Origin of the sequence: Kitasatospora sp. NPDC088346, from assembly GCF_044740765.1 — a bacterium.
Lineage (GTDB): Bacteria > Actinomycetota > Actinomycetes > Streptomycetales > Streptomycetaceae > Kitasatospora.
In genome coordinates this window covers 273338-288078 of record NZ_JBIURH010000002.1, presented here as the reverse complement: position 1 = coordinate 288078, position 14741 = coordinate 273338, and the positions used below count along the sequence as shown (strand labels likewise).

General features: G+C 73.8%; 13 protein-coding genes and 2 pseudogenes. 9 read left to right on the top strand and 6 right to left on the bottom strand.

Going from position 1 to position 14741, the window contains the following annotated elements; translation table 11 throughout:
• Positions 1-198: 198 nt before the first annotated feature.
• The 5 genes from pucL to ACIOFR_RS04855 form a co-directional block, all read right to left on the bottom strand.
• Complete coding sequence (pucL, locus tag ACIOFR_RS04875; protein WP_400992467.1) at positions 199-1113, bottom strand: factor-independent urate hydroxylase; 915 nt, start codon at positions 1111-1113, stop codon at positions 199-201.
• 25 nt (positions 1114-1138) lie between these two features.
• Positions 1139-1474 (bottom strand): hydroxyisourate hydrolase, encoded by a 336-nt coding sequence (uraH, locus tag ACIOFR_RS04870; protein ID WP_400992465.1) that lies wholly within the window; start codon positions 1472-1474, stop codon positions 1139-1141.
• 49 nt (positions 1475-1523) lie between these two features.
• Positions 1524-2039, bottom strand: a complete 516-nt coding sequence (uraD, locus tag ACIOFR_RS04865; protein WP_400992464.1) for a 2-oxo-4-hydroxy-4-carboxy-5-ureidoimidazoline decarboxylase — start codon at positions 2037-2039, stop codon at positions 1524-1526.
• Positions 2040-2232: 193 nt separating this feature from the next.
• Complete coding sequence (locus ACIOFR_RS04860) at positions 2233-2604, bottom strand: helix-turn-helix domain-containing protein (RefSeq protein WP_400992462.1); 372 nt, start codon at positions 2602-2604, stop codon at positions 2233-2235.
• Positions 2601-2870 carry a thiamine-binding protein gene (locus ACIOFR_RS04855; protein ID WP_400992461.1) on the bottom strand — a complete coding sequence of 90 codons (270 nt, stop codon included), beginning with the start codon at positions 2868-2870 and terminating at the stop codon, positions 2601-2603. The genes ACIOFR_RS04860 and ACIOFR_RS04855 overlap by 4 nt, the downstream gene beginning before the upstream one ends.
• 205 nt (positions 2871-3075) lie before the next feature.
• Here ACIOFR_RS04855 and ACIOFR_RS04850 point away from each other — a divergent pair, with 205 nt between their 5' ends.
• The 7 genes and pseudogenes from ACIOFR_RS04850 to ACIOFR_RS04820 all read left to right on the top strand — a co-directional run bounded on the left by ACIOFR_RS04850 (position 3076) and on the right by ACIOFR_RS04820 (position 11702).
• A complete protein-coding gene (locus ACIOFR_RS04850) occupies positions 3076-3921 on the top strand; it encodes a TIM barrel protein (protein ID WP_400992459.1) in 846 nt (281 codons plus the stop codon).
• Between the two features lie 57 nt (positions 3922-3978).
• Positions 3979-4872: a 2-hydroxy-3-oxopropionate reductase gene (locus tag ACIOFR_RS04845; protein ID WP_400992457.1), complete on the top strand. Its 894-nt coding sequence runs from the start codon at positions 3979-3981 to the stop codon at positions 4870-4872.
• Between the two features lie 345 nt (positions 4873-5217).
• Positions 5218-6360 (top strand): glycerate kinase, encoded by a 1143-nt coding sequence (locus ACIOFR_RS04840; protein WP_400992455.1) that lies wholly within the window; start codon positions 5218-5220, stop codon positions 6358-6360.
• A gap of 166 nt (positions 6361-6526) precedes the next feature.
• Positions 6527-7888, top strand: coding sequence for an allantoinase AllB (allB, locus tag ACIOFR_RS04835; protein ID WP_400992453.1), 1362 nt, complete (start codon positions 6527-6529; stop codon positions 7886-7888).
• A gap of 13 nt (positions 7889-7901) precedes the next feature.
• Positions 7902-8954 (top strand): annotated as a pseudogene (alc, locus tag ACIOFR_RS04830) (allantoicase); the annotation flags it as partial.
• Between the two features lie 257 nt (positions 8955-9211).
• A pseudogene (locus ACIOFR_RS04825) lies at positions 9212-10672 on the top strand (catalase).
• Positions 10673-10922: 250 nt separating this feature from the next.
• The gene (locus tag ACIOFR_RS04820) at positions 10923-11702 is read left to right on the top strand and encodes an IclR family transcriptional regulator (RefSeq protein ID WP_400992452.1); all 780 of its coding nucleotides are present in this window, start codon (positions 10923-10925) and stop codon (positions 11700-11702) included.
• A gap of 113 nt (positions 11703-11815) precedes the next feature.
• On the opposite strand, the gene ACIOFR_RS04815 is transcribed toward ACIOFR_RS04820, so the two are convergent.
• Positions 11816-12559, bottom strand: a complete 744-nt coding sequence (locus ACIOFR_RS04815) for a pyridoxal 5'-phosphate synthase (RefSeq protein ID WP_400992451.1) — start codon at positions 12557-12559, stop codon at positions 11816-11818.
• 149 nt (positions 12560-12708) lie between these two features.
• Between ACIOFR_RS04815 and ACIOFR_RS04810 the strand changes: the two genes are divergently transcribed.
• Both ACIOFR_RS04810 and ACIOFR_RS04805 read left to right on the top strand, forming a co-directional pair.
• On the top strand, positions 12709-13593 hold the full coding sequence (locus ACIOFR_RS04810) for a metal-dependent hydrolase (RefSeq protein WP_400992449.1): 885 nt from the start codon (positions 12709-12711) through the stop codon (positions 13591-13593).
• Between the two features lie 59 nt (positions 13594-13652).
• Complete coding sequence (locus ACIOFR_RS04805) at positions 13653-14738, top strand: PDR/VanB family oxidoreductase (RefSeq protein ID WP_400992447.1); 1086 nt, start codon at positions 13653-13655, stop codon at positions 14736-14738.
• Positions 14739-14741: the final 3 nt, after the last annotated feature.

Genomic DNA, 14741 nt, shown 5'->3' with positions numbered 1-14741 from the left:
GTGCAAGGGTCCCTCGGCCGGTCCCTCCAGCTCCCCGGGGCGGCCGCCGTGAGGCGGGCACGATCTCCGGTGGGTGGGGGTGGAGAAAGCGGTCGTGCAGGTGGTACTGGCGTTACGGGCGGTGCATGCCGTCCGGGACCGTCCGGCCCGCGGGGGCCGGAGGGTGCTGCGGCGACGGACGGCGGTCACGGGGGCGCCTCAGGCGACCGGGATGACCGGGACGACGCCCTCGCGGTGCACGGTGCCCTCGATCAGGCCGTACATCCGGTCGGCGGCGTAGTAGACCTCGTTCTCGTTCTTGAGGCCGAACGGCGCCAGGTCGACCAGGAAGTGGTGCTTGTTCGGCAGCTCCAGGCGGACCTCGTCCACCTCGGCGCGGTTGTTGAGGACCCGGGTGCCCATCGCGTGCAGGGTCTGCTGCAGCGAGTAGGAGTAGGTCTCGGCGAAGGCCTCCAGCATGTGGCGCCGCACGTGGGTGTAGGAGCGGTTCCAGTTGGGCTGGGCCTCGCCGTCGCGACCGCTGTAGGCGTACTTCCAGCGGGCGGTGACCTGGGTGGCCAGGATGCGGTCGTACGCCTCCTGGAGGGTGGTGTACTTGTCCTTGATGTAGCCCCAGAACTCCGAGTTGGTGGAGTTCATGACGGTCAGTTCCTTGAGCCCGGAGATCACCTGGACGCTCTCGCCGTCGTAGACGACCTCGCAGGTGCGGACCTCACCGCCGTTGCGGACGAACGAGTGGCCGACCTCCTCGGAACCGATGAAGCGCGCCGAGCTGTCCGGCGTCCTGATCCGGTCCCAGGTGTACTCCTCGATCCGGATCCGGGCCCGGTGCACCGGCGGGGTGTTGTCGACGAAGTGCCGCGCCAGCGTGATGCCGAAGGCCTCGGCCGACTCGATCCCGTGCTCCTTCGCGAAGGCGTACACGGTGTTCTTGGTGGTGTCGGTGGGCAGGCAGTTGGCGTTGGAGCCGGTGAGGTGGACGTCGTCGAACTCGCCGGAGAGGGCGACCGAGACGTTCAGGTCCTTGATCTCGTGACGGGTCGAGTCACGGTAGACCCGGACGATGCGGTTCTCCGCCTTGCCGTACTGGTTCTGTCCGAGCACGTGGGCCATGGCTGGCTCCTAAGCTTGAAGCGGTCTAGCTTCCGCGGTAGACCGAGTATCCGAACGGGCTGAGCAGCAGCGGCACGTGGTAGTGGTGCTGCGCGGGCGCGACCGTGAAGACGATCGAGACCTCGGGGAAGAACGGCGCCTGGTCGGCGGTGGCGGCGTAGTACGCGGCCGTGTCGAACAGGAGCCGGACGACCGAGCCCGCCTCCACGGCCGGCAGGTCCCTGGCCCGGCCGTCGGAGTCCGTGGCGGAGGTGCCGAGCACCTTCCAGCCACCCTCGGTGTGCAGTGCGAGCTCGACCGGGACACCTTCGGCCGGGCGGCCGAGGCTGGTGTCGAGTACATGCGTGGAGATGCCAGTCATGGGTTGAATGACCTTACTGATGGCAGGAGTTGACTCGCCGTCGACGGGCTCAGGACTCGTCGAGCAGACGGTTGATGCGAATGTCGTTGATCTTGCGCAGCTCGCCGCGGACGATCTCCGCCTCGGTGGCGGCGTCGTTCGGGAACCGCTCACGGAGGGAGGCGAGCATGGTGGCCGCGGTGCGGCCGGTCGCGCAGATCAGGAACACGTGGCCGAACTTCGCCTCGTAGGCGGCGTTCGCCTCGTGCAGGTCGTCGAGGAGCGCGGAGTCCACTCCCCGGATGCCGGCCTGCTCGCGCTCGGAGGTGGCGTCGCCCGTCCGGGGCTTGCCGATCCGGGCGTGGCCGGCCATCGCGTCGGCCAGGTCGGCGGGGGTGAGCGCGGCCATGGCCGCCGCGTTGGCGGCCAGCAGCGCGTCCCGGTCGGACCACGGCCGGGTGGCCGCGACCGAGGCGGCCCAGCCGGGGCTGGAGCAGATCTCCAGCAGCGTCTCACGCAGTTCGGCGGCCGGGGCCGCCGACAGTGTCCCGAGCGCCGCGGGGGACGGATGGGGGTGATTGGTCACGGGTGGACCTCCTGAAGAGTGGTGCCACCCGCACAAGCTAGATCCACCACCCCGGCCCGTCAACACTTTGTTGAACGGTTGGTGGTTACGTTTCGAGCCGGGGCCCGATACCGCCGCACGTCGTGTGCGATTCGCCAAGTGTGCCCGGCGCGGCGGCGGGACAGACTGGGGCGAAACCGGCCGGGGCCCGCTCCTACCTGCCGTCCTGGCGGTTCAGGTAGTTGTACACCGTGAACCGGCTGACGCCCAGCGCCGAGGCCACCGTCTCGACGCCGTGTCGCACGGTGAACGCACCGCGCTCCTCCAGCAGGGCGACCACGCGCTGCTTGTCGGCGCGGTCGAGCTCGGCCAGCGGGCGGCCGTCGAACTGGCGGGCCATCTCGGCCAGCAGCCGGTCCAGTGCGCTGCTGAGGTGCGGCAGCCGGACGGCCAGCGCCGGCGCGCCGTCCCACTCCAGCAGGACGTCGTCGGGCCGCGCCTCGCGGACCTCGACGGCGGTCGCGCCGACCGCGTCGAGCAGCGGCTTTATCGCCGCGGTGAGCGGGTGTTCCAGGGAGTTGCTCACTGCGTACCCACTCCTTCCGGGGTCTGGTTGTCGTCGAGCACGCTGACCTGGACGGAGATCCGGGTCGCCCCGGCGTCCAGGGTCTCGCGGAGCAGCCGGGTCACGGCCGCCAGGGTCTGCTCGGCGTCGCCCTCGGCGCTGGTGCCGAAGGGGCCCACCGAGACGGCGAGGCCGGCTTCGTCCACGACCCGGCGAGCCGCCTTGGCGTGGTCCGGGAAGCTGTCCAGCTCGAACGGTTCTGTCGTGAACTCCACCATCAATCGCACCCGCTCACTGTAGCGAGCGGGTCCGTGGATGACAGGGGCTGGTCGATCGGACGACCGGGCGGGCGTGCGGCGGCCGGGTTCCGGATGCTTCAACAAATTGTTGCGGCAGCCTTGACACTCCGCGGACCGCGGGACAAGCTTCCACCAAGCAGAATCGCTCTTCCGGATCGTGGAAGTTGCGGAAGATGGAAGAGAGAGATGAGAGGTGAACGACGTGACTGCCGCCGCGAAGCACAGCTACACGGTCAACCTGTCGATCCTGTTCAGCGAGCTCCCGCTCCTGGAGCGCCCCGCCGCCGCGGCCGCCGCCGGCTTCACCGCCGCCGAGCTGTGGTGGCCCTTCGGTACCGAGCACACCCCGGCCGCCGCCGAGCTGGACGCCCTCCGCAAGGCCTTCGGTGACGCGGGGGTCCGGCTCACCGGCCTCAACTTCCTCGACGACCTCGCCAAGGGCGCCCGCGGCACCGTCTCGGTGCCCGCCGAGAAGGAGCGCTTCCGGGCGAACGTCCCGGTGGCGGCCGCCCTCGCCGAGTCGCTCGGCGCCACGGCGCTCAACGCGCTCTACGGCAACCGCGTCGAGGGGGTCACCGCCGCCGAGCAGGACGACCTGGCGCTGGAGAACCTCGTGCTCGCCGCCCGCGCGGCCGACTCGATCGGGGCGGTCCTGCTGATCGAGGCCCTCAACCGGCCCGAGTCCCCTGACTACCCGCTGGTCTCGGCGGCCGCCGCCGTCGAGGTGGTGGACCGGGTCAACGCGGCCACCGGACTCGGCAACGCCAGATTCCTCTGCGACCTCTACCACCTGGCGCGGAACGGCGAGGACCTGGCCGCCGTCATCGACACCCACGCCGACCGCTTCGGCCACGTGCAGATCGCCGACACCCCGGGCCGCAACGAGCCCGGCACCGGCGACCTCGACTTCGAGGACCTCTTCGCCCGGCTCACCGCCGCCGGCTACACCGGCCGGATCGGGCTGGAGTACCGCCCGGCGAACGGCGTCAGTGCCGACGGCTTCGGGTGGCTCCCGCGCGAGCTGCGCGCCGCCAGCTGAGTCCACACCCCCAGCCGGGACCACCCCGGCCCACCACGTACGAAGGAACGCGACGCGATGAGCGCCTCCCGCACGATCGCTTTTATCGGCCTCGGCATCATGGGCAGCCCGATGGCCGCCAACCTGGTCAAGGCCGGCCACCGGGTGACCGGCTTCAACCTCACCCAGCCGCCGATCGACGCCCTGGTGGCGGCCGGTGGCCGGGGGGCCACCAGCATCGCCGAGGCGGTCGAGGGCGCCGAGGTGGTCATCACCATGGTCCCCGCCGACCCGCAGGTCGAGGAGGTCATCCTGGGCGAGGGCGGTGTGCTGGAGAGCGTGCCGGCCGGCACCCTGGTGATCGACATGTCCTCGATCACCCCGCAGACCTCGATCAAGGTCGAGGCGGCCGCCGCCGCCAAGGGCGTGCGCACGCTGGACGCCCCGGTCTCCGGCGGCGAGGCCGGCGCGGTCGAGGCGGTCCTGTCGATCATGGTCGGTGGCGACGCGGCCGACTTCGCCGAGGCGAAGCCGCTCTTCGATGCGCTCGGCACCACGGTCGTCCACGTCGGTCCGGCCGGCGCCGGCCAGACCGTCAAGGCCGCCAACCAGCTGATCGTGGCCGTCAACATCCAGGTCCTGGCCGAGGCCGTGGTCTTCCTGGAGAACGCCGGCGTCGACCTGCCGGCCGCGCTGGAGGTGCTCGGCGGCGGGCTGGCCGGTTCGACCGTGCTGAACCGCAAGAAGGCCAACATGATCGACCGCCAGTTCGCCCCGGGCTTCCGGATCGACCTGCACCACAAGGACATGGGCATCGTCACCGACGCCGCCCGGGCCGTCGGCGCGGCACTGCCGGTCGGCGCCGTGGTGGCCCAGCTGGTGGCCTCGGCCCGCGCCAACGGCGACGGCTCGCTCGACCACTCGGCCCTGCTCCGGGGCGTCGAGCGCCTCTCCGGCCGCGGGGCGGAGTAAGACCCCTCGCCGGGGGACGTGCCCTGACAACCGTCCCCCGGCGAGCATCCAGACTCCTCCTGGTGGCGTGTACCTGTCCGGTCGTGCCCGCGCCACCAGGAGGCCGGGCCGGCGGCACGCGCACTCCCTCCCGGGGGCACTTCGGTCGTGCCTGCGCGTCGCCGCCCGGCCCCCTCCCTCGCCGAGGGGAGCCCCATTCGTACGTCGGAAGCGGGACGAGTGGGGAACGGCGGGGAGGGGGTCGCACCCCGTGGGTACCGGAATCCGGGTAAGCACATGCTGTGGTTGCCCCACGTCGCACCCGTTCGCAGCTCGTCAGCCCGACCCGGAAAAGAGGCCCACGCCATGCCCGCCACCCCCGCTCAGGGCCATGTCGTCGTCGCCCCCGACAAGTTCAAGGGCACGCTGGAGGGCGCCGAGGTCGCGGCCCGGATCGCCGCCGGCATCCGTCGCACCCGGCCCGGCGTCGAGGTCCGGGAGCTCCCGGTCGCCGACGGCGGCGAGGGCACCCTGGCCGCCGCGCTGGCGGCCGGATTCACCCGGGTCCCGGTGAAGGTGGCCGGTCCGACCGGCCTGCCGGTGGACGCCGCGATCGCCGTCAGGGGCGACACCGCCGTGGTCGAGCTGGCCCAGTCCTCGGGCCTGGCCCGGCTCCCCGGCGGCCGGACCGCCCCGCTCGCGGCCGGTTCCTACGGGGTCGGCCAGCTGATCGCCCGGGCCGTGGGCCTCGGGGTCGAGCGCGTCGTGCTCGGGCTGGGCGGCAGCGCCTGCACCGACGGCGGCGCCGGCATGGTCCAAGCGCTCGGCATCGGGCTGAGGGACGCCGACGGCGCCGAACTGCCGCCCGGCGGGGCCGCCCTGCGCAGGCTGGCCCGGATCGACCTCGGGTCGCTCGCCGACGGCCTGGCCGGGGTGGAGGTCGTGGTCGCCTGCGACGTCGACAACCCGCTGCTCGGGGCCCGCGGCGCGACCGCCGTGTACGGCCCGCAGAAGGGGGCCGACGGCGACGACCTGGTGGTCCTGGAGGAGGGGCTGACCCGCTGGGCGGACGCCGTCCGCACGGTGACCGGTCGGGACCTGCGGGACGCACCCGGTGCCGGCGCGGCGGGCGGGGTCGGCTTCGCCGCCCTGGCCCTGCTCGGCGCCACCATGCGACCCGGCATCGAGCTCCTGCTCGAACTGTTGGGTTTCGACGAGGCTGTGCGTGGGGCGCGCCTCGTCGTGACCGGCGAGGGCTGCCTGGACGCACAGACGCTCCACGGCAAGGCCCCCGCCGGCGTTGCCGCGGCGGCCACCCGGGCGGGGGTTCGGGTGGCTGCCGTGGCAGGGCGGCTCGAACTGTCGGAGGACCAGTGGCGGGCGGCGGGTTTCACCGCCGCGGTCGCCCTCACCGACCTGGCCGAGCAGCCCGGCGACAGCATGACCAGGGCGGCCGAGCTGGCGGAGGTCGCGGGGGAGCGGCTGGCGGCCGATCTGCTGGCCGACTGACCCCGTTCGACCACTCGTAGGTTCCTACATTGACGTTTTGTTGAAGGCGGGCCTAGGCTCCGAGCACTCGGGGTGAAAGTCTGATGGTCAGACCTCAACTTCCCTCGGTGGCACGGCCAGCCCGTCATCAGCGGCCCCACCAGACGCACCCGGCCCGGAGGTCCAGATGTCCCTCAGCGAGACGCCCAGCACGGCGGTGATCCGCTCCCGCCGCGTGGTCCTGCCGGACGGCGAGCGTCCCGCCGACGTCCTGGTCCGGCACGGCCGGATCGAGCAGATCGCGGAGCACGGCTCCCTGCTCGCCGGCGACCGGCACCTGACCGACCTCGGCGAGCTCGCCCTGCTGCCCGGCCTGGTGGACACCCACGTCCACGTCAACGAGCCCGGCCGCACCGAGTGGGAGGGCTTCGCCACCGCCACCCGGGCCGCCGCCGCCGGCGGCGTCACCACCGTCATCGACATGCCGCTCAACTCCGTCCCGCCCACCACCACCGTGGACGGCCTGATCGCCAAGCGGAAGACCGCCGAGGGCCAGGCCTGGGTCGACCTCGGCTTCTGGGGCGGCGCGATCCCCGGCAACACCGGCGACCTCGAACCGCTGCACGACGCCGGCGTCTTCGGTTTCAAGAGCTTCCTGGCACCCTCCGGCGTGGACGAGTTCCCGCACGTCGAGCAGGCGGACCTGGAGGCGGCGCTCACCGAGCAGGCCCGGATCGGCGCACTGGCGATCATCCACGCCGAGGACCCGGCCGTCCTGGCCGCCGCCCCGCAGCAGCCCGGCGTGCACTACCGCGACTTCCTCGCCTCCCGCCCCGACGACGCCGAGTCCACCGCCGTGGCCCGGCTGCTGGACACCGCCCGCCGGACCGGCGCCCGGGTGCACATCCTGCACGTGTCCTCCGCCGCCGTGCTGCCGCTGCTGCGGCAGGCCCGGGCGGACGGCGTCCGGGTGACCGCCGAGACCTGCCCGCACTACCTCACCCTGTCGGCCGAGGAGGTGCCGGACGGCGACACCGCCTTCAAGTGCTGCCCGCCGATCCGGGACGAGTCCAACCGCGACCTGCTCTGGGCGGCCCTGGCGGCCGGTGAGTTCGTCGCGGTGGTCTCCGACCACTCGCCGTCCACCCCCGACCTCAAGCTGCTCCGGCGCGACGGCGGCAGCGGCGACTTCGCCGCCGCCTGGGGCGGCATCGCCTCCCTCCAGCTCGGCCTGCCGGCGATCTGGACCGAGGCCCGCCGCCGCGGCCACACCCTGTCCGACGTGGTGCGCTGGATGGCGAGCGGCCCCGCCTCGCTGGTCGGCCTGACCGGCACCAAGGGCGCCATCGCCGTCGGTCACGACGCCGACCTGGTCGCCTTCGACCCCGACGGCAGGTTCGCGGTCCGCGCGGAGGAGCTCCACCACCGCAACCCCGTCACCCCGTACGCCGGCCGCACCCTCACCGGCGCCGTCCGCACCACCTGGCTGCGCGGCCGGGTCGTGGACACCGCCGCCGAGCCGTTCGGCCGCCAGATCACCCGCCGATAGAAGGAGACCTCCGTTGAGCACCAGTCAGACCCCGAGCGCTCCCTTCACCGAGCTGGTCGACCTGGCCTCCCGGCTGCTCGGCGCCGGCGTCGTGGCCACCAACGAGGACACCTTCGCGGACGCGGAGAACCTGCTGGTCGCCGAGCCGGCCGAGTTCCGTCCGCACACCTTCGGCCACAAGGGCCAGATCATGGACGGCTGGGAGAGCAAGCGCCGCCGCGGCGTCAGCGCCGAGCAACCGCACCCCACCGACGAGGACCACGACTGGGCGGTCGTCCGGCTCGGCGCGGCCGGGGTGATCCGCGGCGTGATCGTGGACACCGCCCACTTCACCGGCAACTACCCGGAGACCGGCTCGGTGCAGGGCGCCTCCGTCCCCGGGCAGCCCTCGCCGGAGGAGGTGCTGGCCGCCGAGTGGGTCGACCTGGTGCCGCGCACCGCGCTGCGCGGCGACACCGCCCACGCGTTCGAGGTGCGGGACGAGACCCGCTACACCCACGTCCGGCTCAACATCTGGCCGGACGGCGGCGTCGCCCGCCTGCGGGTGCACGGCGAGGTGCGGCCCGACCCGCGCGACCTGGACGGCCTCACCTTCGACCTGGCGGCCCAGGAGTTCGGCGGCGTGGCCGAGGCCGCCTCGGACCGCTACTTCTCCTCCCCGCACAACCTGAACGCTCCCGGCCGCGCCTCCGTCATGGGCGAGGGCTGGGAGACCCGGCGTCGGCGCGACAAGGCCAACGACTGGGTGCAGATCGCCCTGGCCGGGGGCGGCGAGGTCCTGGCCGCCGAGGTGGACACCACCCATTTCGTCGCCAACGCCCCCGGCTGGGCCGACCTGGTGGGCTACGACGCCTCCCGGGGCGGCGACCCCTCCACCGACCCGTCCGGCTGGTTCGAGATCCTCCCCAGGACCCGCCTGCAGCCCGACACCCGGCACCGCTTCCGGCTCCCCGCGGGCCGGCCGGTGACCCACGTACGGATCAACGTGTACCCCGACGGCGGCCTGGCCCGTCTGCGGCTGACCGGCAGGCTCACCGACGACGGCCGTGCCGCCCTGGCGCTGCGCTGGTTCGACGCGCTGCCGGCCGCCGAGGCCGTCGCCGCCCTCACCGGGGCCGGTCTGAACGCGGCCGAGGCCGCCGCGCTCACCGCCTCCCGTCCGCTCGCGGACGCCGCCGCGACCACCGCCGCGGTCGCCGCCCTGCAGCCGACCGACGGCCCCGACGGCGAGCAGACCTCCCGCCGCCGCTCGGCCGTCTGGCGCCTGCTCGGCGTCTGACGCCGCTCCACCTCACCCCGCACCGCCGTAACTGAAGGACCCTCATGTCGAAGATCTTGACCACCGAGTCCGGCGCCCCGGTCGCCGACAACCAGAACTCCGCCTCGGCCGGCGAGTACGGCCCGCTGCTGATCCAGGACCAGCAGCTGCTGGAGAAGCTGGCCCGCTTCAACCGCGAGCGCATCCCGGAGCGCGTGGTGCACGCCCGCGGCTCCGGCGCCTACGGCTACTTCGAGGTGACCGACGAGGTCGCGCAGTACACCCGGGCGGACTTCCTCGCGGAGGTCGGCCGGCGCACCGAGGTCTTCCTGCGGTTCTCGACCGTGGCCGGCAACCTGGGTGCCAGCGACGCGGTGCGCGACCCGCGCGGCTTCGCGCTGAAGTTCTACACCGGCGAGGGCAACTACGACCTGGTCGGCAACAACACCCCGGTGTTCTTCATCAAGGACCCGATCAAGTTCCCCGACTTCATCCACTCGCAGAAGCGAGACCCCTTCACCGGCGTGCAGGAGGCCGACAACGTCTGGGACTTCTAAACCCACTCGCCGGCCTCCACCCACCAGATCACCTGGCTGTTCGGCGACCGCGGCATCCCGGCCTCGTACCGTCATATGAACGGCTACGGCTCGCACACCTACCAGTGGGTCAACGCCCAGGGCGAGGCGTTCTGGGTCAAGTACCACTTCAAGACCAACCAGGGCATCCGCTCGCTGGACAGCGCCCAGTCCGCCGAGGTGCTCGGCGCGGACGCCGACAGCCACCAGCGAGACCTGCACCAGGCCATCGAGCGGGGCGTGTTCCCGTCCTGGACCCTGTACGTTCAGCTGATGCCGGTCGCCGAGGCCGCGGACTACCGCTTCAACCCGTTCGACCTGACCAAGGTGTGGCCGCACGCGGACTACCCGCTGGTCAAGGTGGGCCGCCTGGTGCTGAACCGCAACCCCGACAACGTCTTCGCCGAGGTCGAGCAGGCGGCGTTCTCGCCGAACAACTTCGTGCCCGGCATCGGGCCGTCCCCGGACAAGATGCTCCAGGGCCGCCTGTTCGCCTACGCGGACGCCCAGCGCTACCGCCTCGGGGTGAACCACACCCTGCTGCCGGTCAACGCCCCGCGGGCGACCGCGGTCAACAACTACGGCCGGGACGGCCACTCGGCGCTCAACACCGCAGGCCGCGCCAAGAACTACGAGCCCAACTCCTTCGGCGGCCCGGCCCAGACCGACAGCGCGCTCGCCGCGCCGCTGCGCCTGGACGGCCACACCGGCACCTACACCACGCCGGCGCACACCAAGGACGACGACTTCTTCCAGGCCGGCGAGCTCTACCGGCTGATGTCGGCGGGCGAGCGGACCCGTCTGATCGACAACATCGCGGGCTTCCTGGCCCAGGTCAGCCGCGAGGACGTCATCGAGAAGAACCTGGCCCACTTCCACGCCGCCGACGAGGAGTACGGCGCCCGCCTGGAGGCCGCCGTCGCCGAGCTCCGCGCCGGCGAGGAGGGCTGACCCCGACGCCACCCGACCAACCCTCGCCCCCGGGCCGGCCGGCCCGGGAGAGGACCCCTCCCCCGGGCAGTGGGGAGGGGTCCGTCGCGTTCCCGCGTCCCGGTCGCCCCCGCGGACGGCACGCATATGCCAACCGCACTTTCCGGCCTCACCTGCGACGATATCCGGCAGAGCCGCCCCTGACGGGCACTCAGCTGGCTAGTCTGGACAGCGCGGCCGGTCCGCGCCGCAGCGACGGAGAGGGGACGCCATGTCGGCACCGACCCGGGGCCACCAGGCCACGCTTGGGCAGGGCGGGCCCGGTCCGTTCGGGGTGCTGCGCCGCGCCCTGCGGCTGCTGGAGGCGGTCGACCGCCACCCCGACGGGGCCACCCTCGCCGAGCTCGGCCGGGACCTCTCGCTGCCCGCCGCCACCGTCCAGGGCCTGGCCGAGGAGCTGGAGACCGAGGGCTACCTGCACTGCGCGGACGGCACCTGGTCGCTCGGCGGCACCCTCGCCCTGCTCGGCCGGCAGAACCGCGAACAGCTCATCCGGGCCAAACTGCACCTCAAACTCGCCGAGCTGCGCGACCAGTTGGGCGCCGCCGTCTACTTCGGCCGGTACCAGGACGGCGAGCTGTGCGTCGAGGCGGTCTCGGCCGCCGACCACGCGCCCGCCGTCGACGAGTGGGTGGACTTCCGGGCCACCGCGCACGCCAGTGCGATCGGCAAGTGCCTGCTCGGCCAGCTCGACCACGACGGCCGCCGCGACCACCTCTCCCGCCATCCGATCGCCCGCCTCACCGCCCGGACGATCACCGACCCGGAGCAGCTGATGCACCGCTTGGAGCGGCAGCCGGCCACCGTGCCGGTGCTGGACATCCAGGAGTACGCGCTGGGCACGGTCTGCGCCGCCGTCCCGGTCACGGCCGGCTCCACGGTCGGCTGCCTGGCCACCTCGATGCCGGTGGAACGGATCCACCACCTCAAGGGGGCCGCCGAACTGCTGGCCGCGCAGGCGGCGCCGCTGATGCTGGCGATGGCGGTCTGAGTCCACCCGGCGGGTCCGGGCCCATCCGGCGGGTCCGGGCCCGTCCCGCCGGTGCCCGCCCCGCCGGTCCGCGCGCCGCCGCGCCCGTCGCGCCTGCCGTGCCCGTACGGCCCTCAGGGGCGCAGCAGGCCGCGGGTCCACTCGGCCCCGGGCGTCGGCCGCTCGTAGCGCAGCCGGACGTGCCGGCGGGCCCGGTCGCCCTGCCAGAACTCCACCGCCAGGGCCCGCAGGGTGTACACCGTGTGGCCCGGGGCGACCAGGCCCGGGTCGGCGGCCAACCGCTCCAGGGCGGCGGCCAGTTCGGCCGCGTACGCGTCCGTGGAGTCGATCGGCCCGCTCTGCGGCCCGCCGAGGGCCGCGGCGCGGGCGGCGGGGGAGCGGGTCAGGAACTCGGCGGCGGACAGTTCCGGGGCGGCGGCCTCGACCGTGCCGCGGATCCGGACCTGGCGGCCGAGCGGCGGCCAGTAGAAGGTCAGCGCGGCCACCGGGTGGGCGGTCAGCTGGCGGCCCTTGGGGCTGCCGCGGTCGCCGGCGAAGAGCCAGCCGGCCCCCTCGGCGTCGACGTCCCGCAGGACCAGCATCCGGGCGTCCGGCAGGCCGTCGGCGTCGACCGTGGACAGGGCGCCGACCTGGGCGTCCGGAACGCCGGCGGTGAGCGCGCCGAGCAGCCACTCGACGAAGAGCGGGCCGGGGGCGGCGGGGGCGGCGGCCTGGTCGAAGCCGGGCAGTTCGCGGTCCATCGGCGGGCGCTCCCTCAGCACTCCGGCCACGGTGCCCGGGCCGAGGCCGTCCGGTTGCTCCAGCACGGCGCCGCTCCTCTCGTCGGTCGGGTCCGTCCCGAGCGTCGGTGGTTCCACCCTACTGGTCCTCACACGCCCCCTTCCCGGCACCTCGCGGTCTTATTAGACTCAGTGTCGATAAGAATCGCCGAAACCCTTGTCGGCCGCCCTACCCGCGAGTAGTTTGCTGCTGGTCGCCGCCCCCACCGCAGGTCAGGAGGCACTCCATGCCCCGTCCCACCGACGTCCACGACAGCCTGGTGCTGGAGCCCCGGGACGTCCGCTTCGACTGGTCGCAGCTGCCGCTGCACTGGATCCCCGACGAGCCGATGGCCACCCACACCATCAACGTCCTGCACCTGCTGCTGCCCGAGGGCGAGCGCTGGTTCGTCGAGGTCTTCAAGGACGCCCTGCCGTACGTCACCGACGAGCAGCTGCGCGAGGAGGTCCTCGGCTTCATCGGCCAGGAGGCCATCCACGCCGAGGCCCACCAGGAGGTCCTGGACCACCTGCTCGGCCAGGGCCTCGACCCCCGCCCGTACGTCCGGCAGGTCAGCTGGCTCTTCCACCGCGTCCTCGGCGAGCGGCCCGCCCCCACCGCCGACCGCCGCCGCGAGAGCATCGTCGAACGCGTCGCCTACGTCGCCGCGATCGAGCACTTCACCGCCTTCCTCGGCGACTGGGCGCTCAACTCCCCCGGGCTGGACCAGGCCGGGGCCGACCCGACCATGCTCGACCTGCTGCGCTGGCACGGCGCCGAGGAGGTCGAACACCGCAGCGTCGCCTACGACCTGATGGTCCACCTCGACCCCGGCTACTGGCGCCGGATCCGCGGCATGGCCCTCTCCGGCCCGCTCCTCACCCACCTGTGGGTCCGCGGCGTGCGCTTCCTGCTCGCCGCCGACCCCACCCTCGACGGCCGCGTCCGTCCCACCTGGCGCCAGGCCCGGCAGATCGCCCGGCGCGGCATGCTGCCCGAACCCGCCCGGATGGTCCGCTCCGCCCTGCGCTACCTGAGGCCCGGCTACCACCCCACCCAGGAGGGCTCCTCCAGCCAGGCGCTCGGCTACCTCGCCGGCTCCCCGGCCGCCCGCGCGGCGGCGCAGCACTGACCCCGCCGCCCGGCGCCCGCCCCAGCGACCGAACCGACCCCCCGTCCGGAGCCGCCCCGATGGACCTCCTCACCCCGCCGCCCGACCTCTACGGCCGCCCCCGGCCGGACCGCTTCCTGCGCCGGCTGACCGCCTTCAGCGACTGGTACACCCCCGCCCTCGGCCGCCCCGGCCTGCGCCGCAACCCCCGCCGCCCGGCCCCCCGCCCGGCCGCCCCGCTGCGGCTGGTCGTCACCGGCCACCGCCGGATCGCCGAGGACGTGGCGGAACTCCTGCTCGCCGACCCCTCCGGCGGCCCGCTGCCGCCCTGGCAGCCCGGTGCCCGGCTGCTGCTCACCCTGCCCTCCGGTCGCGAGCGGCACTACTCGCTCTGCGGCGACCCGGCCGAGCGGTACGGCTACCGGATCGCCGTCCGCCGGATCGCCGGCGGCGGGGGCGGCTCGGTGGAGGTCCACGACGACCTGAGCCCCGGCACCCGGCTGACCACCCGCCGCCCCCGCAACGGCTTCGCCTTCTGCGCCGAGCCCGCGGTGCTCCTGCTGGCCGGCGGCATCGGCATCACCCCGCTGCTGCCGATGGCCCGCGAGGCCGCCCGCCGGGGCCTCGACTGGCGGCTGGTGCACACCGGCCGGACCGCCGCCCACCTGCCCTTCACCGAGGAGCTGCGGGCGCTCGGCCCCGACCGCGTCGAGATCCGCACGGACGACCGCCACGGCCCGCCCGACGCCGCCGACCTGCTCGCCCGCGCACCCCGCGGCGCCGCCGTCTACTGCTGCGGCCCCGCCCCGATGCTCGCCGCCGTCCAGCGTGCCCTGGACGCCTCGCCCGCGCGCTCGCTGCACTTCGAACGCTTCGGCGCCGCACCGGTCCTGGACGGCCGCCCGTTCACCCTCCGGCTGGGCGCCGACGGCCCCGAGCTGACCGTCCCCGCCGACCGCTCCGCCCTGGACGTCGCCCGCGAGCTGCGCCCCGACCTGCCGTACTCCTGCCACCAGGGCTTCTGCGGCACCTGCCGGGTCCAGCTGCTGGCCGGCACCCCCGAGCACCGCGACCGCCGCCTCACCCCCGGGGACCGGGCCGCCGGCGCCCTGCTGCCCTGCGTCTCCCGGGCGGCCGAGGGCGAGACCCTCGTCCTCGACGTGTAGGAA